The sequence below is a fragment of the Actinomycetospora lutea genome (genome assembly GCF_028737205.1).
Taxonomy (GTDB): Bacteria; Actinomycetota; Actinomycetes; order Mycobacteriales; family Pseudonocardiaceae; genus Actinomycetospora; species Actinomycetospora lutea.
Genome location: NZ_JAQZAL010000018.1, coordinates 103,705 through 123,663 on the forward strand (window position 1 = coordinate 103,705; position 19,959 = coordinate 123,663).

General features: G+C 75.2%; 14 protein-coding genes. 2 read left to right on the plus strand and 12 right to left on the minus strand.

What is annotated here, in order from left to right:
- Nucleotides 1-25: 25 nt before the first annotated feature.
- Complete coding sequence (locus tag PHK61_RS20045; protein ID WP_274282785.1) at nucleotides 26-1,408, plus strand: FAD-binding oxidoreductase; 1,383 nt, start codon at nucleotides 26-28, stop codon at nucleotides 1,406-1,408.
- Nucleotides 1,409-1,524: 116 nt separating this feature from the next.
- Here the strand turns inward: PHK61_RS20045 and clpB are convergent, their stop codons facing one another.
- Entirely contained in the window at nucleotides 1,525-4,113 is a 2,589-nt protein-coding gene (clpB, locus tag PHK61_RS20050; protein WP_274282786.1) for an ATP-dependent chaperone ClpB, read from the minus strand.
- 339 nt (nucleotides 4,114-4,452) lie between these two features.
- Here clpB and PHK61_RS20055 point away from each other — a divergent pair, with 339 nt between their 5' ends.
- Nucleotides 4,453-5,814: an FAD-binding oxidoreductase gene (locus PHK61_RS20055; RefSeq protein WP_274282787.1), complete on the plus strand. Its 1,362-nt coding sequence runs from the start codon at nucleotides 4,453-4,455 to the stop codon at nucleotides 5,812-5,814.
- 6 nt (nucleotides 5,815-5,820) lie between these two features.
- On the opposite strand, the gene PHK61_RS20060 is transcribed toward PHK61_RS20055, so the two are convergent.
- From PHK61_RS20060 to PHK61_RS20110, 11 genes are all read right to left on the minus strand, one after another.
- Complete coding sequence (locus PHK61_RS20060) at nucleotides 5,821-6,309, minus strand: heat shock protein transcriptional repressor HspR (protein ID WP_274282788.1); 489 nt, start codon at nucleotides 6,307-6,309, stop codon at nucleotides 5,821-5,823.
- Nucleotides 6,306-7,562 carry a molecular chaperone DnaJ gene (dnaJ, locus tag PHK61_RS20065; RefSeq protein ID WP_274282789.1) on the minus strand — a complete coding sequence of 419 codons (1,257 nt, stop codon included), beginning with the start codon at nucleotides 7,560-7,562 and terminating at the stop codon, nucleotides 6,306-6,308. The genes PHK61_RS20060 and dnaJ overlap by 4 nt, the downstream gene beginning before the upstream one ends.
- Nucleotides 7,563-7,613: 51 nt before the next feature.
- Nucleotides 7,614-8,366: a nucleotide exchange factor GrpE gene (gene grpE / locus PHK61_RS20070; protein WP_420791412.1), complete on the minus strand. Its 753-nt coding sequence runs from the start codon at nucleotides 8,364-8,366 to the stop codon at nucleotides 7,614-7,616.
- A gap of 118 nt (nucleotides 8,367-8,484) precedes the next feature.
- Complete coding sequence (dnaK, locus tag PHK61_RS20075) at nucleotides 8,485-10,338, minus strand: molecular chaperone DnaK (RefSeq protein WP_274282790.1); 1,854 nt, start codon at nucleotides 10,336-10,338, stop codon at nucleotides 8,485-8,487.
- 169 nt (nucleotides 10,339-10,507) lie between these two features.
- Nucleotides 10,508-11,413: a TIGR01777 family oxidoreductase gene (locus PHK61_RS20080; protein ID WP_274282791.1), complete on the minus strand. Its 906-nt coding sequence runs from the start codon at nucleotides 11,411-11,413 to the stop codon at nucleotides 10,508-10,510.
- A 35-nt stretch (nucleotides 11,414-11,448) separates the two neighbouring features.
- Entirely contained in the window at nucleotides 11,449-12,486 is a 1,038-nt protein-coding gene (locus PHK61_RS20085; protein WP_420791418.1) for a C40 family peptidase, read from the minus strand.
- Nucleotides 12,487-12,525: 39 nt separating this feature from the next.
- The gene (locus PHK61_RS20090) at nucleotides 12,526-13,107 is read right to left on the minus strand and encodes a hypothetical protein (RefSeq protein ID WP_274282793.1); all 582 of its coding nucleotides are present in this window, start codon (nucleotides 13,105-13,107) and stop codon (nucleotides 12,526-12,528) included.
- Complete coding sequence (locus PHK61_RS20095; protein ID WP_274282794.1) at nucleotides 13,091-15,007, minus strand: hypothetical protein; 1,917 nt, start codon at nucleotides 15,005-15,007, stop codon at nucleotides 13,091-13,093. The genes PHK61_RS20090 and PHK61_RS20095 overlap by 17 nt, the downstream gene beginning before the upstream one ends.
- Before the next feature lie 152 nt (nucleotides 15,008-15,159).
- Nucleotides 15,160-18,483: an ATP-binding protein gene (locus tag PHK61_RS20100; protein ID WP_274282795.1), complete on the minus strand. Its 3,324-nt coding sequence runs from the start codon at nucleotides 18,481-18,483 to the stop codon at nucleotides 15,160-15,162.
- Nucleotides 18,467-19,642, minus strand: coding sequence for a hypothetical protein (locus PHK61_RS20105; RefSeq protein WP_274282796.1), 1,176 nt, complete (start codon nucleotides 19,640-19,642; stop codon nucleotides 18,467-18,469). Before PHK61_RS20105 ends, PHK61_RS20100 begins: the two co-directional genes overlap by 17 nt.
- Nucleotides 19,639-19,905 (minus strand): hypothetical protein, encoded by a 267-nt coding sequence (locus PHK61_RS20110; protein WP_133828392.1) that lies wholly within the window; start codon nucleotides 19,903-19,905, stop codon nucleotides 19,639-19,641. Before PHK61_RS20110 ends, PHK61_RS20105 begins: the two co-directional genes overlap by 4 nt.
- Nucleotides 19,906-19,959 lie beyond the last annotated feature (54 nt).

Genomic DNA, 19,959 nt, shown 5'->3' on the forward strand with positions numbered 1-19,959 from the left:
CGATCACCACCTCCGGAGGAGCACCATGACCATCACCCAGGACCGGACCCTCGTCGCCGCGCTGCGCGCGAGCCTCACCGGCGACGTCATCGACCGCACCGACCACCGCTACGACGAGGCCCGCCGGGTCTGGAACGGCCTCATCGACCGCCATCCCCTGGTCATCGCCCGGTGCCGCGACGTCGCCGACGTCGTCGCGGCGCTCGACGTGGCCCGCCGCTACCGGCCGGTCGTCAGCATCCGCGGGGGCGGGCACCAGGTGGCGGGCAGCGCCGTCTGCGACGACGGGCTCGTGATCGACCTGTCGGCGATGACCACCGTGACCGTCGACGCGCAGGCCCGCACCGCGCGGGTCGGCGCCGGCGCGCGCTGGGCCGACGTCAACGCCGCCACCCAGCGCCACGGGCTCGTCGTCCAGGGCGGCGAGGTGTCCGAGACCGGCGTCGCGGGCCTGACCCTCGGCGGGGGGATGGGCGCCCTGCAGCGGGCGTACGGCCTGAGCTGCGACGCCCTGCGCTCGGTGGAGATCGTCACCGCCGACGGGGTCGTGCGCACCGCGAGCGCCACCGAGCACGCGGACCTCTTCTGGGCCGTGCGCGGCGGCGGGCGCGGCATCGGCGTCGTGACGACGATGGAGTTCGCGCTGCGGCCGCTGGGCCCGCAGGTGGCGAGCGCGCTCGTGCTCTACCCCGCCGAGCAGGCGGGCACGGTCCTCGACGCCTGGCGCGACCTCGTGCCGCGGATGCCGGACACGGTGTCGCCGGAGTACGCGATCTGGAGCGTGCCCCCGGACCCGGCGATCCCCGCCGAGATGCACGGGATGCCGGTCATCGCCGTGGCCGGGCTCTACGCGGGCCCGGCCGAGGAGGGGCTCGAGGTGCTCGCGCCCCTGGCCCGCCTCGGCACATCGCTGATGGACGCCACCGCGATCACCGACTACTCGGCGAGCCAGTCCGCCCTCGACCCGCTCTTCCCGGCCGGGAACCGCTACTTCTTCAAGTCGCACTTCCTCGAGGAGCTCACCGACGCGGCGGCCGAGGCCGTCGTCGCGTGCGGCGAGGGTCGCCCGACCCCGCAGTGCATCGCGGTCGTCCGCACGCTGGGCGGGGCGGTCGCCGCGGTCGGCGACGACGAGACGGCGTTCGCCCACCGCCGCGCCCGGTTCAACGTCAGCATCGACGCCGGCTGGACCGACCCGGCCGACGACGACGCGGCGATCGGCTGGGCCCGGCGGGCGTGGGACGGGCTCACGCCGTCCGCGACCGGCGGCGTGTACGTCAACTTCGCGGGCCTCGACGAGGACGCCGACCGCGACGCGGTGTTCGGCGCACACACGGCGCGTCTCGACGCGATCGCCGCGACGTACGACCCGGACGGCGTCCTCACCGCGGCCGCGACCCGGCACTGAGCGCGCCCGGTTCGGGGGTGCGCCCGGTCCCGGTTTGGGTTCCGCCCGAAGGGCCCCTTCGGTCGAACTCGTCGACCGGAGGGGCCCTTCGCCCAGTACCTACGGCTCGGAACGCGTCAGGCCGCGCGCACCACGAGCGCGCCCGCGCCGGCGTCGCCCTGCTCGTCGAGGTCGACCGTCACCGTGTCGCCCTCGCGCACGTCGCCGGCGAGCAGGGCCCTGGCGAGCTGGTCGCCGATGGCCGACTGCACGAGCCGGCGCAGCGGCCGCGCGCCGAAGACCGGGTCGAAGCCCTGCAGCGCGAGCCACTCGCGGGCGGCGTCGCTGACCGCCAGCGTGAGGCGCCGGGCCGCCAGCCGGGCGCCGAGGCGCTCGAGCTGGATGTCGACGATCGAGGTCAGCTCCTCCGTGGACAGGGCGTGGAAGACCACGACGTCGTCGAGCCGGTTGAGGAACTCCGGCTTGAACGAGCGCCGCACGACCTCCATGACCTTCTCCCGGCGCCCCTCGTCGTCGAGCGAGGTGTCGACGAGCGCGGTGGACCCGAGGTTCGAGGTCAGCACGAGGATCGTGTTGCGGAAGTCCACCGTGCGGCCCTGGCCGTCGGTGAGGCGCCCGTCGTCGAGGACCTGCAGGAGCACGTCGAACACGTCGGGGTGCGCCTTCTCGACCTCGTCGAGCAGCACCACCGAGTACGGGCGGCGCCGGACGGCCTCGGTGAGCTGGCCGCCCTGGTCGTAGCCGACGTACCCGGGCGGGGCACCGACGAGGCGGGCCACGGAGTGCTTCTCGCCGTACTCGCTCATGTCGATGCGGATCATCGCCCGCTCGTCGTCGAACAGGAACGCGGCCAGCGCCTTGGCCAGCTCGGTCTTGCCGACGCCGGTGGGGCCGAGGAACAGGAACGAGCCGGTGGGCCGGTCCTCCTCCGAGATCCCGGCGCGGGCGCGGCGCACGGCGTCGGACACCGCCCGGACCGCCTCGGCCTGACCGACGACGCGGCGACCGAGCTCGTCCTCCATGCGCAGCAGCTTCTGGGTCTCGCCCTCGAGCAGTCGCCCGGCGGGGATGCCGGTCCACGCCGACACCACGTCGGCGACGTCGTCGGGCCCGACCTCCTCCTTGAGCATCACCGGCGCCGCCGACGCCTCGTCCGCGGCCTCCAGCTCCTTCTCCAGGGCCGGGATCTCGACGTAGCGCAGCTTGGCGACGCGCTCGTAGTCACCGTCGCGCTCGGCGCGCTCGGACTCGCCGCGCAGCGTCTCGAGGCGCTCCTTGAGCACCCGGGACCCGTCGATCGCGTCCTTCTCCGCCTGCCACCGCGCGGTCAGCGCGTCGAGCTCCTCGCGGCGCTCGGCGAGCTCGGCCCGCAGCGCGGTGAGGCGCTCGCGCGAGGCGTCGTCGGACTCCTTGTCCAGCGCCATCTCCTCGATCTCGAGGCGGCGCACGATGCGCTCCACCTCGTCGATCTCGACCGGCCGCGAGTCGATCTCCATGCGCAGCCGCGAGCTGGCCTCGTCGACGAGGTCGATGGCCTTGTCGGGCAGGAAGCGCGCGGTGATGTAGCGGTCGGAGAGCGCGGCGGCGGCGACCAGCGCGGCGTCGGTGATCCGCACGCCGTGGTGCACCTCGTAGCGCTCCTTGAGCCCGCGCAGGATGCCGATGGTGTCCTCCACCGTCGGCTCGCCGACCAGCACCTGCTGGAAGCGGCGCTCGAGGGCCGGGTCGTGCTCGATGTGCTCGCGGTACTCGTCGAGCGTCGTGGCGCCGACCATGCGCAGCTCGCCGCGGGCGAGCATCGGCTTGATCATGTTGCCGGCGTCCATGGCGGACTCGCCGGTCGCGCCGGCGCCGACGATCGTGTGCAGCTCGTCGATGAACGTGATGACCTGCCCCGCGGAGTCGGTGATCTCCTGCAGGACGGCCTTGAGCCGCTCCTCGAACTCGCCGCGGTACTTCGCGCCCGCGACCATCGAGCCCAGGTCCAGGGCCACGACGCGCTTGCCGCGCAGCGACTCGGGCACGTCGCCGGCGACGATGCGCTGGGCGAGACCCTCGACGATCGCGGTCTTGCCGACGCCGGGCTCGCCGATGAGCACGGGGTTGTTCTTGGTGCGCCGCGACAGGACCTGCACGACGCGCCGGATCTCGGCGTCGCGTCCGACCACCGGGTCGAGGGCACCGGAGCGCGCCCGCTCGGTGAGGTCCTGGCCGTACTTCTCGAGGGCCTGGAAGGTGCCCTCCGGGTCGGCGGAGGTGACGCGCCCGGAGCCGCGCACCTTGGTGAACGCCTCCTTGAGGGCCTCGGGCGTCGCGCCGTGCCGGGTCAGCACATCGGCGGTGCGACCGCCGGCCGCGGCCAGCCCGACGAGCAGGTGCTCGGTGGAGACGTACTCGTCGCCCATGTCGGCGGCGAGCTGCTGGGCGTGCTGGAGCACCCGCGCCATCTCGCGGTCGAACTGCGGGGCGGCGACGCTGGAGCCGCTCGCGCTCGGCAGGCTCGCGAGGACCTTGCCGACGTCGGAGCGCACGGCCGACGGATCCGCCCCGACCGCGCGCAGCAGCGGCTCGGTCAGACCGTCGGTCTGGTCGAGCAGCGCGGCCGCGAGGTGGGCCGGCGAGACCTGCGGGTGCCCGTCGACGGTGGCCGCGCGGACCGCGTTCGAGACCGCCTGCTGGGTGCGGGTGGTGGGGGTGAAGTCCATGCGGGTTCCTCCTGCGCTGGCAACGGGTGCGGGACGGGCGGCCCACCAGCCACCCGGTCCCTGACATTGAGTCTACTCGGCTCAACTCTGTGGGAGCACGGTTTCTTCCTCCCGACTCGTCTCGGTGACCGGTCACCCAGTGCAACGACGGCGAACCGCGCCGTCCCGGGCCGTCGTCGCTGCTCAGCGGGCGTCCACCCACCGTCCGGCGCACGCGGCGAGCCGGACGACGAGCCCCGGACGGGGACCCTGCGTGACGATCGCTGACGCCCTGTCATAGTGGTGCGGTCGCGCGGGTACGTGGTCTGTGCGCCGGGGGGCCGAGGAGGAACGTCGTCCATGTCCGCGGAGCCGCTGTCGCCGGACGGCCCGGCCGGCCCGGGCCCGACCTCCCCGGGTCGCGCGGGCCGCGCCCCGCGGCGCCTCGCCCCGGTCCGCGCCGTCCCGCCGCCGCCCACGACGCCGATCGTGCGGTCCGGACGCCACGCCGCGCCGGACGACACCCCGGGGGAGCCGGCGAACGAGGCGCCTGCCCCCGCCCCGACGCCGAGACCCCGGCCGACACCCGCGCCCACGACCCACGCCGAGACCGCCGAGCAGCACGCCGCCCGCCGCGTCCGGCAGACGTGGACCGAGGTCGAGCCGCACGCCGACGAGCACGCCGACTGGTTCGCGGCGCTGCTGTTCAGCCTCGCGCCCGAGGTGCGCGCGCTGTTCCCCGCGCGCGTCACCGAGCCGGCGCGCCGGCTGCTGCGCTCGCTCGTGCTGCCGATGAGCACCGTCGACCGCCCCGGGGAGCTGCGCCCCATGCTCGAGCCGCTCGTGCACGAGCACCGCGCGCTGGGCCTGCGCGCCGAGCAGTACGAGGTGCTCGGCGTGGCGCTGATCGGAGCGATGCGCCGCTTCGCGCGCTCCTGGGACGACGCGACCGAGCACGCCTGGGTGCGCGCGTTCTCGCTGGCCGCGGGCCCGATGGAGCAGGCGGTCCGGGCCGCGGCCGCCCCGGCGGTCGCCGAGGGCACGGTGGTGGGCCACCGGCGCCTGAGCTGGGACCTCGCCGTGCTGCACGTCGCGCCCGACGCCCCGGTGCCCCACCGCGCCGGGCAGTACCTCACCGTCGAGATCCCGCAGCGCCCGCGGATGTGGCGCCCGCTGAGCCCCGCCACGGCACCCCGGCCCGACGGGCTGCTGGAGTTCCACGTCCGCGCGGTGGAGGGCGGCTGGGTGAGCCGCGCGATGGTCGCGCACGCGGCGCCGGGCGACCGGTGGCGCCTGGGCCCGCCGGCCGGGCGCCTCGGGCTCGACCCCCGCAGCACCCGCGAGGTGCTGATGGTCGCGGGCGGCACCGGCGGCGCGCCCGTGCTCGCGCTCTGCGAGGACATGGCCCGCTGGGCCCGGCCGCGCCCGTGCACGGTGTTCGTGGGCGGGCGCGTGCCCGAGGACCTCACGGTGCTCGACCGCCTGCAGGAACTCGCCGAGCAGCACCCGTGGCTCGGGGTCGCCGCGGTGTGCGAGGACGACCCGCTCGACGAGCGGAGCCAGCCCGGGACGCTGCCCGACGCCGTCGTGCGCGGCGGGGACTGGTCCCGGCACGACGTGTTGCTCTCGGGCTCACCCGGCATGATCCGCGCGACTGCGTCGGCGCTGCTCGTCGACGGGGTCTCGCTCGACCGCATCACCTACGACCCGTTCACGGACTAGTCGCCGTCAGTCTCGGCGGCGCGGGCCGGGCTGCCAGACGACCACCGACTGGGTGCGGCGGGCGGGCAGACGGTCGGACGAGCCGCCGTCGGCGGCGTTGCGCGCCGCCTGCTCCGCGGCGGCGCGCCACCCGGCGAGCTCCTCGGTGACCTCCGCGAGCCGGTCGGTCAGCGCGCCGACCTCGCGCTCGAGCTCGATGATGCGCTTGATGCCGGCGAGGTTGACGCCGTCCTCCTGCGAGAGGCGCTGGACCTCGCGCAGCACGGCGATGTCGCGCACCGAGTAGCGCCGCCCGCCGCCGCTGGCGCGGCCCGGCGTGACGAGCCCGATGCGGTCGTAGGAGCGCAGGGTCTGGGCGTGCATGCCCGCGATCTGGGCGGCCACCGAGATCACGAAGACCGGGGTGTCCTCATCGGCCCAGGCGGGCAGCGGCGGCACGGAGGAGGCGGCGCCGAGCGGGGACGGCCAGGGGCCCCGCTCGCCGCGCCCGCTCATGACGCCGTCTCCCTCCGTGCGGCGGCCTCGGCGCGCCGGGTGAGCTCGGCGCGGGGGTCGTGGTCGGCGGTCGCCTTGGCGTAGGCGTCGAGCGCCTCGCGGGCCTCGGAGGACAGGCGCTGCGGGACCGAGAGCTCGACGGTGACGAGCAGGTCGCCGGTGCGCCCGTCCTTGCGGTGCACGCCGCGGCCGCGCACGCGCAGCGTGCGCCCGCTCTGGCTGCCCGCGGGCACCTTGAGCGAGACCTTGCCGTCCATCGTCGGCACGGTGATCGTCGTGCCGTCGACGAGCTCGGGGAACGTCACCGGCACGGTGAGCGTCAAGTCGTCGGCGTTGCGCTCCGAGCGCCCGAACAGATCGTCGGCGTTGACGTGCACGACCACGAACAGGTCGCCCGCGGGGCCGCCGCGGCTGCCGGGCTGGCCCTGGCCGGCGAGGCGGATCCGCTGGCCGTCATCGACGCCGGCCGGGATGCGCACCGTGAGGGTGCGCGACCGGGTGCTGACGCCGTCGCCCCCGCACTCGGGGCACGGGTCGTCGACGATCGAGCCGGTGCCCGCGCAGTCACGGCACGGCTCGCTGAACGCGAACGCGCCCTGGCTGCGCGAGACGACACCGGCGCCGCCGCAGGTCAGGCAGGTGCGGGGGCTGGTGCCGGGCTTGGCGCCGTTGCCACCGCAGGTGTTGCAGCGCGTCGGCGACGCCAGGCGCAGCGGCAGGGTCGTGCCGCCGACCGCCTCGGAGAAGTCGATGCGCACGTCGGTCTCGACGTCCGCGCCGCGCTGCTCGCGCGGGCGGGTGGCGCCCATGCCCGGGGTGGGACCGCCGGTCGGGGCGCCCGCCCCGCCGCCGAACAGGCCGCCGAGCAGGTCGCCGAGCCCCCCGGCCCCGGGCTGGGCGCCACCGCGCCCGCCGAACAGGTCGCCGACGTCGAAGCCGCCGGAGAAGCCCGTACCCCCGGCCCCGGCACCCGCGCCGGCCCCCCGGCCGCCGCCGAAGCCGCCGAAGCGGCCGCCGGCGAACAGCGTGCGGGCCTCGTCGTACTGCTGGCGCTTCTCGGGATCGGAGAGCACCCCGTACGCCTCGCCGGCGGCCTTGAACCGGGCCTCGGCCTTCGCGTCACCGGGCTTGGCGTCGGGGTGGTTCTCGCGGGCGATCTTGCGATACGCCTTCTTGATGTCGTCCACGGAGGCGTCCTTGGCCACGCCCAGTTCGCGGTAGTAGTCCTTCTCGACCCAGTCACGGGCGCTCATGTCGGGACTGCTCCTTCCGCGGTGTGGGGGGTGTGGTGGTCAGGGTCGCTCTCAGGAGGTGGTGCCGGCGTCGGCGGGCTCGGACGGCGCCGCCGAGGACGCGGCCGGCGAGGACGGGGCCGAACCGTCGGAGTCGGTGACGCCGACCATGGCCGCCCGCAGCACGCGGTCGCCGAAGCGGTAGCCGCGACGCATCACCGTGGTGACGGTCGGGCCGGAGACCTCGGACGAGGTCTCGTGGGCGACGGCCTCGTGGACCGACGGGTCGAACGCGTCGCCCTCGGCCCCGAAGGCCTCGAGGCCGGCGCGCTGCAGCGTCTCGCTGAGCCGGTCGGCGACGACCTTGAACGGCCCGGTGAGGTCGCCGTGGTTCCGGGCGCGCTCGAGGTCGTCGAGCACGGTGAGCAGCTCGCCCGCCACGGCCGCCTTGGCGCCCGCGACGGTCGACTCGCGCTCCCGCTCGGTGCGGCGGCGGTAGTTGGTGAACTCGGCGGACACCCGCTGCAGGTCGGCGGTGCGCTCCGCGAGCTCGGCGCGGACGCGCTCCAGCTCGGGGTCGGCCGCACCCCCGGCGGCACCCTCCGCGGCCGCACCGTTCGCGGCCGATGCCGCGGCGGCGGACTCGGCCGCGCGGGCCTCGCCGGCGATGGTCTGGGCGCCGTCCGGCGCGGCGGTCTCGCCGCCGTCGGTGGCCCCGTCCGGCTGGGCGGTGCCGCCGGGAGCGGCCTGCCCGGAGGTGGGCACCCCGCCGACGCTGGAGTCGGTGGCGTCGGCAGCCTCGTGGCCGACGACCGGATCCTGCACTGTGACCTCCTCGAGAGGCTGGGCCCGGCAGCGCCGGGACCGGGGACGTGTGGTCGAGCTGGGGGACGGGACGTCCCGGACCGGCGGGGCCGCGTCGCGCGCGGCCCCGCCGACCAGGTCAGTCCTTCTTGTCCTTCTCGTCGTCGACGATCTCGGCGTCGACCACGTCGTCGGCCTGCCCGGGCGCCTCGTCCGCACCGGCAGCACCGGCGGCGGCGCCGCCCTCGGACTGCTGCTGGGCGTACAGGGCCTGCCCGAGCTGCTGCGACTCGGTAGCGACCTTCTCCGAGGCGGCCTTGATGGCCTCGGTGTCGTCGCCCTCGAGCGCGGTCTTCAGCTCGGCGATCGCCGACTGGACCTTCTCCTTGACGTCCGACGGGAGCTTCTCGTCGTTGTCGGTGATGAACTTCTCGGTCTGGTAGACCAGCGTCTCGGCCTGGTTGCGGGTCTCCGCGGCCTCGCGACGCTTCCGGTCCTCGTCGGCGTGGGCCTCGGCGTCGGCCACCATGCGGTCGATCTCGTCCTTCGAGAGGGCCGAGCCGCCGGTGATGGTCATGTGCTGGGACTTGCCGGTGCCCTTGTCGACCGCCGAGACGTTGACGATGCCGTTGGCGTCGATGTCGAAGCTGACCTCGATCTGCGGCACGCCCTGCGGGGCGGGCGGCAGGTCGGTGAGCTCGAACATGCCGAGCTTCTTGTTGTAGGCCGCGATCTCGCGCTCGCCCTGGAAGACCTGGATCTGCACCGACGGCTGGTTGTTCTCGGCCGTCGTGAAGACCTCGGACTTCTTGGTCGGGATCGTGGTGTTCTTCTCGATGAGCTTGGTCATCACGCCGCCCTTGGTCTCGATACCGAGGGACAGCGGGGTGACGTCGAGCAGCAGGACGTCCTTGACGTCACCGCGCAGCACGCCGGCCTGCAGCGTGGCGCCGACGGCGACGACCTCGTCCGGGTTGACGCCCTTGTTCGGCTCCTTGCCGCCGGTGAGCTCCTTGACCAGCTCGTTCACTGCCGGCATGCGGGTCGACCCACCGACGAGCACGACGTGGTTGATCTGGCCGACCGAGATGCCGGCGTCCTTGATGACCTGGTTGAACGGCTTGCGGCAGCGGTCCAGCAGGTCGGAGGTGATCCGCTGGAACTCGGCGCGGGAGAGCGTCTCGTCGAGGAACAGCGGGTTCTTCTCGGCGTCGACGGTGATGTAGGGCAGGTTGATGCCGGCGCTCGACGAACTCGAGAGCTCGATCTTCGCCTTCTCCGCCGCCTCGCGCAGGCGCTGCATCGCCATCTTGTCCTTGGACAGGTCGATGCCCTGCGAGCTCTTGAACTTGTCGACGAGCCAGCTGATGATCCGCTCGTCCCAGTCGTCGCCGCCGAGGTGGTTGTCGCCGTTGGTGGCCTTCACCTCGACCACGCCGTCGCCGATCTCGAGCAGGGACACGTCGAACGTGCCGCCACCCAGGTCGAACACCAGGATGGTCTGCTCGTCGGAGCCCTTCTCCAGGCCGTAGGCGAGCGCCGCGGCGGTGGGCTCGTTGACGATGCGCAGGACGTTGAGGCCCGCGATCTGCCCGGCCTCCTTGGTGGCCTGGCGCTGTGCGTCCTCGAAGTACGCCGGGACGGTGATCACCGCGTCGGTGACCTCCTCGCCCAGGTACGACTCGGCGTCCCGCTTGAGCTTCTGCAGCGTGCGCGCGCTGATCTCCTGCGGGCTGTACTTCTTGTCGTCGATCTCGACCGACCAGTCGGTGCCCATGTGCCGCTTGACCGACCGGATGGTGCGGTCGACGTTGGTCACCGCCTGGTTCTTGGCCGACTGGCCGACCAGCACGTCGCCGTTGCGGGCGAACGCGACCACCGACGGGGTGGTGCGGCTGCCCTCCGAGTTCGCGATGACCGTCGGCTCGCCGCCCTCCAGGACGGCGACCACGGAGTTGGTCGTGCCGAGGTCGATGCCGACCGCTCGCGCCATGCTCGTGTCTCCTCTCGAGACCGTGTGTCGTTGAGTGCTCTGCGCTCAAGTATCTGCCCTGCGAGACCATCCTCGCAAACGCAACCTGAGTCTGCTTCGCTCAAGTGTGTCACACCGACCAACGGAGCATCTCACCGACTTGTTCCCGGCGGGCTCAACTTCGCCGAAATCAGCGCGCGAGATCGTCGACGGCGCTGGTCAGCCGCGGATGCCGGAAGCGGAACCCCAGGTCGAGCGCACGCCGCGGCACCATGCGCTGGCTCGTGACGATCATCTCGGCGGCGGGGCCCAGCCGCGCGTGGACGGCGTCGGCGGGCTCGGTCCCCCGGCACGGGGTGCCGGCCGACGCCGCGAGCGCCGCGGCCAGCTCGCGGTGACGGACGGGCTCCGGGGCGACGACGTTGACGACCTCCCGGAGCCGCTCGTCCTCCAGGCCGGCGACCAGCAGGCCCACGACGTCGTCGACGTGGACCCACGGCACCCACTGCTCGCCGGACCCCAGGACGGCCCCGCGGCCCTCGAGGAACGGGCGCCGGAAGAAGTCGAAGGCGCCGTGGTCGGACCCGAGCACGACCCCGATCCGCGCGACGACGACCCGCACCGACGGCGGCGCCGCGAGGGCCGCGTCCTCCCAGTCGGCGTAGACGTCGCCGAGGACGAGCTCGCGGGACGCCGGCGCGTCGTCGGCCAGCTCGGTGTCCCCCGCGTCGCCGCAGACGGTGAAGCCGCTGGCGCTGACGAGCACGCCCGGCGCGTCGCGGCCGGCCAGCGCGTGCACGACGCGGCGCGTGACGTCGACGCGGCTGCGCCGCATGACCTCGACGTACTCGGGGGTCCAGCGCTGCTCGAACACGTTGCGCCCGGCGAGGTTGACGACCGCACCCGCCGCGGCGACGGCCTCCTCGAGCTCGTCGCCCGTCCCGATCCACTCCCACGCCGGCCCGCGGGCGCGCGCCGCGGCGGGGTCGCGGGACACGGCGACGACCTGGTGCCCGCGCTCGTGGAGGGCGGCGGCGACCCGGCCGCCGATCCACCCGTTCGCCCCCGTGACGACGACCGGGGTGCCAGCAGTCATGCCACCGCAGCCTAGGAGCGCCCGGCGCCCGGAGGTCAGGCCCGGTCGGACCCCGTTCCCGGGCGCGTCGCCAGCGGCAGCAGCTCGCCCTCGCCCCACGTCACCGTGCGGGTGCCCAGCGGCACGCCGGTCTGCTGGGCCTCCATCATCTGCCCGTTGCCGAGGTACAGGGCGACGTGGTGGATGGTGTCCGGGTCGGACTCGTCGTAGGCCCAGAACAGCAGGTCACCGGGCTGCGCCTGCTCGACCGGGACGTGGGCGCCCGCGTGGTACTGGTCGCGGGAGACGCGCGGCAGCACGATCCCGGCGCGCTGGTAGGCGCGCAGCATCAGCCCGGAGCAGTCGTAGCTGCTCGGTCCGGTGGCGCCCCAGACGTAGGGCTTGCCGGTCTCGGCGGTGGCGAACTCGATGGCCGTGCGCGCGACGCCGGGCGGGAGGGCGGCCGCGGGGCCCGGACCGGCCTCGGTGGCGGGGACGCACTCCTGGATCGCCCCGGCGACGCCCGCGAGGTCGGTGACGAGGCTGTTGGCCAGCGACTCCCACTTCGCGTACGCGTTGGGGAACGCCGAGCGCTGCACGATCTGGGCGGCCTGCGTGACCGGCATGGTGTCCCAGCCGGGGACGAGGAGCAGGCGCTCGAGGAACGTCCGCGTGGCGTACACGGGGTCGCGGACCTGCGCGGGCGAGCCCCAGCCCTGGCTCGGGCGCTGCTGGAACACGCCGAGCGAGTCGTGGTCGACCGCCACGTCCATGCCGACCGTGCCCATCTGGGACTCCTGCATGGCGGTGGCGAGGGCGACCACCCAGCCCCGCGGCGGCACGGCCATGCCCTTGGCGACGCCGATGATCGTGGCGGCCGTCTGGCGCTGCACCTCGTTGAGCTCGGCGGAGGTCTGCGGCGCGCCGGCTGTCGTGCCCCCGCCCACCCCGGTGCCCGTGCCGGCCTCGCAGGTGCCGCTCTCCGCGCCCTCGTCGCCGCCGGGCACGAACTGGGTCGCCACGAGCAGGCCACCGGCCAGCACGATCACTATGAACGCGGCGAGCCCGGCCACCGGCAGCAGCAGGCGCAGGATCCTCAGACCGGGCGGCAGCCGGGGCGGGGTGATCACGGGTCAGGACGCCCGGTCGTAACCGGAGACGCGCCAGTCGCCCGGGCCCACCTGCACCAGCAGGAGCTCGAGGCGCACGGCGTCCGTCGGCACCTGCACGCGCACCGCCTCCGGGCGCACGTCGACCGCCTGGGGCGGGCCGGTGACGCGCGAGCCCGGCACGTTGGCGGGGTCGACCGACGACAGCACCGCCAGGTACTCGTCGGTGGTGTAGGGCGCGAGACCGGCGCTCCACTGCGCGGGCGTCGTCCCCGGCGGGTGCGTGGCCCAGGCCTGCGTCCAGCGCTGCGCGACGGCGAGCGCGACCGGCGGGGCGGCGCTGAGCGGGAGGCTCTGCGGGCGCAGCTCGGTGATCGTCGGCCGGCCCGGCGCCGCGGTGGCGGTGTCGGGCGCGGACGTCGACGGGCCCAGTGCGCGCCCCGATCCGGCGCCGGGACCGTCGCCAGCGCCGCCGAGGTAGGACAGGCCCACGGCGATCGCGATGACCACGACCACCACGAGGAACAGGCGCGCCGGGGAGTGCAGGGGCCACTCCCACACCGCGCGGTAGGCCGCGGCGCGCCCGCGCCTAGTCCGGATCGGCACCGGCGCCTCCCTCGCGGGCGGTGCGCGGGGCGGGCGTCGACCGCGAGGAGCGGCCCGACGACCCGGCGCCGATCGGGCGGCTGGGTCGGTAGATCCGGTAGACCGGCGCGCCGTCGACCAGCTCGGCCTGCACCGGACGGCGCGGACCGCCCTGGCCGCCGGCCTCGCCGGTCCGCGCGGCGACGCTGCGGTAGAGGCTGCGGTCGGCGTCGCTGATCTGGGCGCGGGCAGGTGTCGCGTCGCGGTCGCCGCGCGGGGCGGCGCCGGGGACCGCGCCGCTCCCGCGGGGCAGGGCGCGGGCGGCGGTGCGGGCGGCCAGGGCGGCGGCGGGGTCGGCGTCGTGCCCGGGGCTGCCCGCGCGCGCACCCACCCGCTCGCTGTCGACGCGCACCGGGCCGGCCGGGTCGGCGAGCCCCGCGGCCGCCACCGTCGGGTCGGTCCGCGACGGGGTGCTGCCCTCGGGGCGCCAGCCCTCGCCGGTGCCCGCGGCCTCGCGCCGTTCGGTCCACCAGTCGTCCTGGCGGGCGGGCGAGCGCGGCAGGAAGCGGGAGAACACGCCCCCGCCGGCGGGCGGCAGCACGCCGCTCATCTGGTCGCGGGTCAGCGAGACCATCGCCGCGAGCCGCCGGAACGGTCGCGCCAGCGCCCAGAGCACGATCGTCACGACCCCGGTGACCAGCAGCGCGAGCCACGTGTCCACCCCGGCCCCGGGCCGGAACAGCGCGATGACCATGAGCGAGTGCAGGCCCGCCATCGCGCCCACGAGCAACGTGTTGACCAGGGCGGCGCCGCCGACGCGCAGGGTCGCGGGCAGCACCTCGGGCTTGAGCAGGGCGATCACGGCGAGCGCGGGCGCGATCATCACCAGCAACCGGATGATCAGCATCGAGACGAGGATGAGCAGCTTGCTCATCAGCTGGAACAGCCCGATGCACACGGCCTGGATCAGCGCGAGCATCCCGGCGCCGGTACGCGAGCCCTGCCGGCCCTGGAAGTAGCTGTACCGGTCGCCCGCGCGGTCCGCGACGGCCGTGTAGTGCTGCTTCTTGGCGTCCGCCGTGGCCTGGTTGTCCTGGCCGTCCGCGATCTCCTGCTTGGTGAACGTCTGCGCCCGCAGCAGCTCCCGGCCCATGTCACGGGCCTGGGGCACGTCGGCGGACCCGAACTCCCCCCGCAGCCAGTTGTTGTAGACGATCTGGTCGGTGAGCACGGTCGGCAGCGTGTTCGCGTCACCCACCCCGACCTGCGAGAGGAACCCGCGCTGCATCGCGGTGACGCCGTCGAGCAGGACCCCGTCGAGCATGCTCGACCAGCGCACGGGCGCCGCGTAGGCCGCGGCCGCGATGGCCAGCGCGATCACCGCGATCCCGGCGCGCTGGGCCTGGCGGGAGAGGTCGCCGCGCATCGCGAGCACCAGCAGGATCGCGGCGAGCACGATGAGCGCGACCCCGATCCAGGTCGTGAACACCGCCTCGTACATCGCCGCCGTGCCGGCCTGGACGATCCCGTCGAGCGGCTGGAGCAGCCCGGAGCCGCGCTCGATGAGGTAGTGCGCCCAGTTCACGCCGCCGACGACCAGCTTGGCGAGGTTGAAGAACTGGTTGCCGAGCCACGTGTCGGTGGCCGCGGCGGGGTCGCGGGCGGCGCCGGGGCCGCAGCCGAGGTCGTAGGTCCACCAGATCTGCCCGGCGTAGCCGACCTCGTGGTACACGCTGCCCGGGGCGCCGACCCCGAGCGGAGCGGGGTCGAGCGAGCCGACGAGCCCGGTGCCGGGGCGGTCGGGGTCGGGCGGGGCCTTGCAGTCCAGCGGCGCCGCCGACGCGGGCAGGGCGACCAGCACCAGTCCGGTCAGCGTGGTGACCACGACGGTCGCGGCGCGCCGCCGGCCCGTGCTGCGCACCCGGGGGGTGCGAGCGATGCGGCTTTGCTGGCGTCCAGCGCCAGGATCGCCACATCCTCGCTGCGGCGACACGCCGATGACGTTGTCAGGCGCGCGCCGGGACCGCCGCCACCCCACGACGAGGGCGGCGACGAGGATCGCGACGGCGAGCGTCACCCGGGGGTCCCCGGTGCGCGGCGGCCGGCGCCCACCCACCGACCGGGGTCCTGCACCTCGCTGCCCTCGCGCCAGCCCGGGTTGCGGTCGGCGGGCGTCGTGACGGTCGCGTCGTCGGCCAGCTCGCCGACCGCGTCGCCCGTGGCCGCGTCCTCGCCCGTGCCCTCGTCCATGACCCAGGCCTCGGCCCACTCGTCGTCGCCGACGACCGCGGGGTCGGCCGCGGGTGCGGGGTCGGGTGCACCGCCGAGGTCGTCGTCGAGATCGGGCGCCAGATCGTCGAGGCGGGCGTCGAGGTCGGGGCCCGCGGTGATCGCCTCGGCGTCGGCGCGCTCGTCCAGGACCGTGCCCTCGACGACGGTGCGCTCGACGAGCGGGTCGCGCGACGGCGTCACCGGTGACACGCGCGCGGTGCCGGGTGGCGGGGCCGCGGGGCGGCGCGGGGGCGCCGGGCGGGCGGCGCCCTGCGGGGCACCGGGGGCGGTGGGCAGCGGCCCACCGGGCGGTCCCGCCGGCGGCACGATCGGCACCGGCCCGGTGCGCTCGGCGTCGGTCTCGGGCGGAACGGCGTGCGAGCCCGACCCCGGTGACGCGGGCGGCAGCGGGCGCACCCGGCGCGCGTCGGGGTTGGTGTCGAGCGTCTCGCGCAGGTGCTCGAGGTGCGGACCCTCGAGATCGATCCGGATCTTCTCGACGCCGCCGTGCCCGTCGGCGAACACGAACTGGCGCGGCGTGTCGTCGGGCCGGTCGTCGTGGCGGGGGCGCGGCGAGAGCGTGCCGAGCATCTCCTCGTAGCCGACCTCGGTGGGCACCCGCAGCAGGCGCAGCGCCTCGGCCTGCGCCTCCTCGTCGTCGGTGCGGCCGACGAACACCGCGTTCACCAGCGAGGCGAACCCCGGCACGCGCAGCAGGTCGCCCGCGAGCTGGGAGGCGAACAGCGCGCGGACGTTGAACTTGCGCGAGTCGCGGGCGAGCCGGTCGATGAGCACCTTGCCGGTGGGGATCTGCGACAAGAAGTGGGTCTCGTCGAGCGCGACGCCCTTCCGCAGGTTCCGGTCGGCGGTGTAGATCGTGCGCTGGGTCAGCCAGGACGCGAGATTGAGCAGCTCGACCGCGAGGGACTCGCCGTCGGTCCACTCCTCGCGCGGGCTGCCCGGGCGCGGCAGGGACATGCCCTGCATGGTCAGCACGGTGAGGCGGTAGTTCTCCTCGCCCTGCCAGGGGTCCTCGCGCGGGTCGGCGTTCCGGTCGGGGAACAGCAGCGCGGCCTGGGGCAGCTCGCGGCGCTCCTCGAGGAAGTCGGCGACGACGTCGGCGTGCTCCTCGCCCTCCCGCGCGTGGCGGCGCAGCACGGCGATGACCTGGCCGGGGTCGCGGTCCGGCGCGCCGCCGACCTCGCGGACCGCGCGCAGCAGCACGATCCGGGTGTGGGGCAGGCGGGCCACGTCGAAGGGCAGCAGGCCGGTGAGCACGTCGAGCACCAGGCGCCGGCGGGTCGCGGCGGCCAGCGAGCGCTCGCGGCGCCACGCCTTGTCCGGGTCGTCCTCGTCGAGGAAGTGGTCGCGGCGCGGCTCGGCCACCACGCGGTAGGGGTTGAGGATGCCGGGGTCGGCGCCCAGCAGGTGGATGTGCCGCGAGAAGGGGGCCAGCTCCGGCAGCTTGGTCAGCTCGGCGAGCGGGCCCGACGGGTCGAGCACCGTCCAGCGAGCCCCGGCGCGCAGCGTCTTGTAGACGAGCAGTCCGGTGAGAAACGACTTGCCGGAGCCGAGGCCGCCCACGACGGCGGTGAGGCCCGACGCCCGCCGGACCTCCTGCGCCATCCACGGGTCCCACGCCACGGGGCGGCGGGTGGCCGTGCAGGTCTCGCCGATCATGATCCCGCGCCGGTCGCCCACCGACGCCGAGGCGGCGGGCACGCCCGCGGCCACCCAGGTCACCGAGCCGCGGCGCCGGTAGGCCGTGGACGCCAGCGGCTCGCCGGGGATGAACTCGCGCGCGTAGGCGTACTGCGCCTCCGGGTGCTCCATCGCGACCCGGGGCCGGTAGAGGTCGAGCACCTGCTGCGCGCGGGTCAGCGCCTCGCCCTCGTCGCGCCCGGACACCGCGACGCGCCACCACCCGTAGACCCGCGTGTTGAGCTGGGTCAGCCCGCCCGAGAGCTCGTCCTCGATCTGCAGCACCCGGTCGGCCTGGCGCGACAGCGACATCGGGGGGTCGAGGTCGTGGTCGTGGGTGTAGTGCCGGATCTGGCTGCGCACCTTGCCCATCTGGCGCTGCAGCTCGCCGGCGACCTCCTCGGGCTTGCGCACGTAGATCCGCGCCGACCACTCCACGGGGAAGGGCAGGCGGTCGCTGCGCTGCATCCACGGGTCGTCGGCCTCGGGGATGCGCAGCGAGTCCATGAGGCCCACCGACAGCACCGCGACGTGCCGCTGCACCGGCTGGGTGCCGAAGCGCCCGAGCACCTGCACGGTCGGCGCGTAGGGCTCCTGCTGCAGGGCGACGCCGTCGGTGAACGCGGCGAGGTCCTCGGCCTCCCAGTGCTCCCCCGACGCCGGCGCCACCGTGCGCGGCGCGGGCAGGCCCAGCGAGCACGAGCGGTGCATCAGCCAGGCCATGTCCTCCGCGGTCGCCGGCACCGCGTCGAGGCCGGCCCGCGAGACGAGCGCCTCGACGTGCGCGATCTCGGACTCGAGCGCGGCCAGCTCCGCCGTCGCCGCCGACGGGACCAGGCGGCCCAGGACCGGCGCGGCGCCCTCGAGCCAGCGGTCGACCACCGAGCGCCCGGAGACCTCGACGCCGAGGAAGACCTCCTTGTCGGACATCGACAGGCCCATGAGGTGGCGCTGCTCGCCCTCGAGGAAGCTCTCCCAGCTCAGCGCGCCGGCGACGTCCGGGAGCCGCCCGGGCGCGTTGTGGTCGAACGTCTCGGCCCACAGCGCCACGGGGTAGGGCCGCGACGTGACGCGGATGTGCAGCCAGCGGCCCTGCAGCTCGCCGAGCTGGGTCGCGATCTGGCGGATGAGCGTCTCGCGCTGGGTGTCGCTGCGGAAGCTCCAGGGCTGCGGGGCCAGGCGGTACCAGGCGGTGACGGCCGACGCGGTGCGCGCGAGGTTGCCGTCGATGGCGCGCAGCGAGATCGCGGGCCGGTAGCCCGCCGCGGGCGACTCGCCGACCAGCGAGCGGCCGCGTCGTCCGCCCCGCGCCGGACCGTTCCCGGTGGTGGTCCGGGCGGGACGGAGACCGCTCGCGCTGCTGCCGGCCTCGATCGCCTCGGGTGGGGAGTCCAGAGCGCGCCGGGACCTACCGCGGCGCAGCACCGGGATCTCCTCGTCGGTCGGCCTCGCGCGACCGCGAGCCCGGCCCGAACGGGGCGGCCGCGCCGCCGGTGCCGCCCGCACCGGACGGGCCCGCGGGCTCGTTGGACATCGGCCAGCCCGCGCGACGCCGGGGACGCACGGCACGCCGCTGGGTGCGGTCGGGATCGGGGTCGGGGTCGGGCACGGCCTTGCGGACGGCGGAGTCACGTCGGCGGGCCGGCACGGCCTCGCGCCGTGCGGAGCGGGCCCCGGTCCAGGCGGCCATGGTGGCGTCGCCCGGATGCGGGTCGGGCACGGGCGGCAGCGCCGCAGGCCCGTCGGCGGCCTCGTCGGCGCCGGGACGGGACACCGGCTCGCCGACGTCCGCGCTCGCCGGCGGCCCGAAGTCCGCCTCCGCCGCGGCGCGGGCCCGCCGCTCCGCGCGGGCACGCCGGCGGGCCACGGTGGCCTCGCTCGGGACCCCGGTGCGGCGGGCCGCCCGCGCGTGCGAGGGACCGGCCTTCGGGACGCCGGGGGTGACGTGGTCGGCGGGCTCCGCGGCCGGCGTGTCGGCCGGTTCCTCGGCGGGCGTCGCGGCGGGCGTCTCGGCGGCGGTCTCGGCGGAGGTCTCGGGGGCGGCATGCCCGGGCGTGACCGGCACCACCGGCGCCTCGTCCTCGCGTGGTGGCGGGCCCCAGGCGGCGTCGTCGGCGGGGTCGACCGCGACCGGGCGGGCGGGCCTGCCCCCGGCCCCGGCCGTGCCGCTGCTGCCGCGGGGCAGGGCGATCGCGGTGGGCGCGCCGGTGAGCTTCGGGCGGTCGCGACGCACGGTCACGTGGCCGGTGGTCAGCGCCCCGCCGGTGACGCGGTGGCGCTCCCGTGGTCCGCGGAGCTCGTGGACGAAGAGCGTCAGCCACTCCAGCAGCGGGCGCTCGTCGTTGATGCGACGGGACACGAAGCGCGTGACGGCCACGGTGATCAGCAGCGCCCAGGCCACCGAGAAGAAGCCGAGGTCGATGCCGAGGCGGCGCTGCACGAACATCACGACGAGCATGACGACGAGCCCCACCCCGTAGGCGGAGTAGCGGGCGCGCCAGGGGAAGGTCGCGCGCGGCGGACCCAACCAGACGGCGTCGACGCGGTAGACCTCGTCGTCGGTGCGGATGTGCACCCGCGTCACCCGGTGATGAGCTGGGCGAAGAACGCACCGACACGCGCACCCGCACCGGGCGTCAGCGCGATGCCGAGGGCGATCAGACCGATGATCAGACCGATGCTGCGGCGGGCGACGCCGGCGTTGTCGCCGCGCCCGCCGATCCACAGCATGATGATCGCGATGCCCAGGAGGATCAGCGGAACGATGTTGTCCTGAATCCAGCCCTGCAGCCCGCCGGTCCCCGGGGCCTGCGCGACCAGGTCGGCGCCGAGGAACGTGACGGTCATAGCGGTCCTCCCGCAACAGTGCTGGTCGATGTGCCGGAAACCGTTCTCGACCGG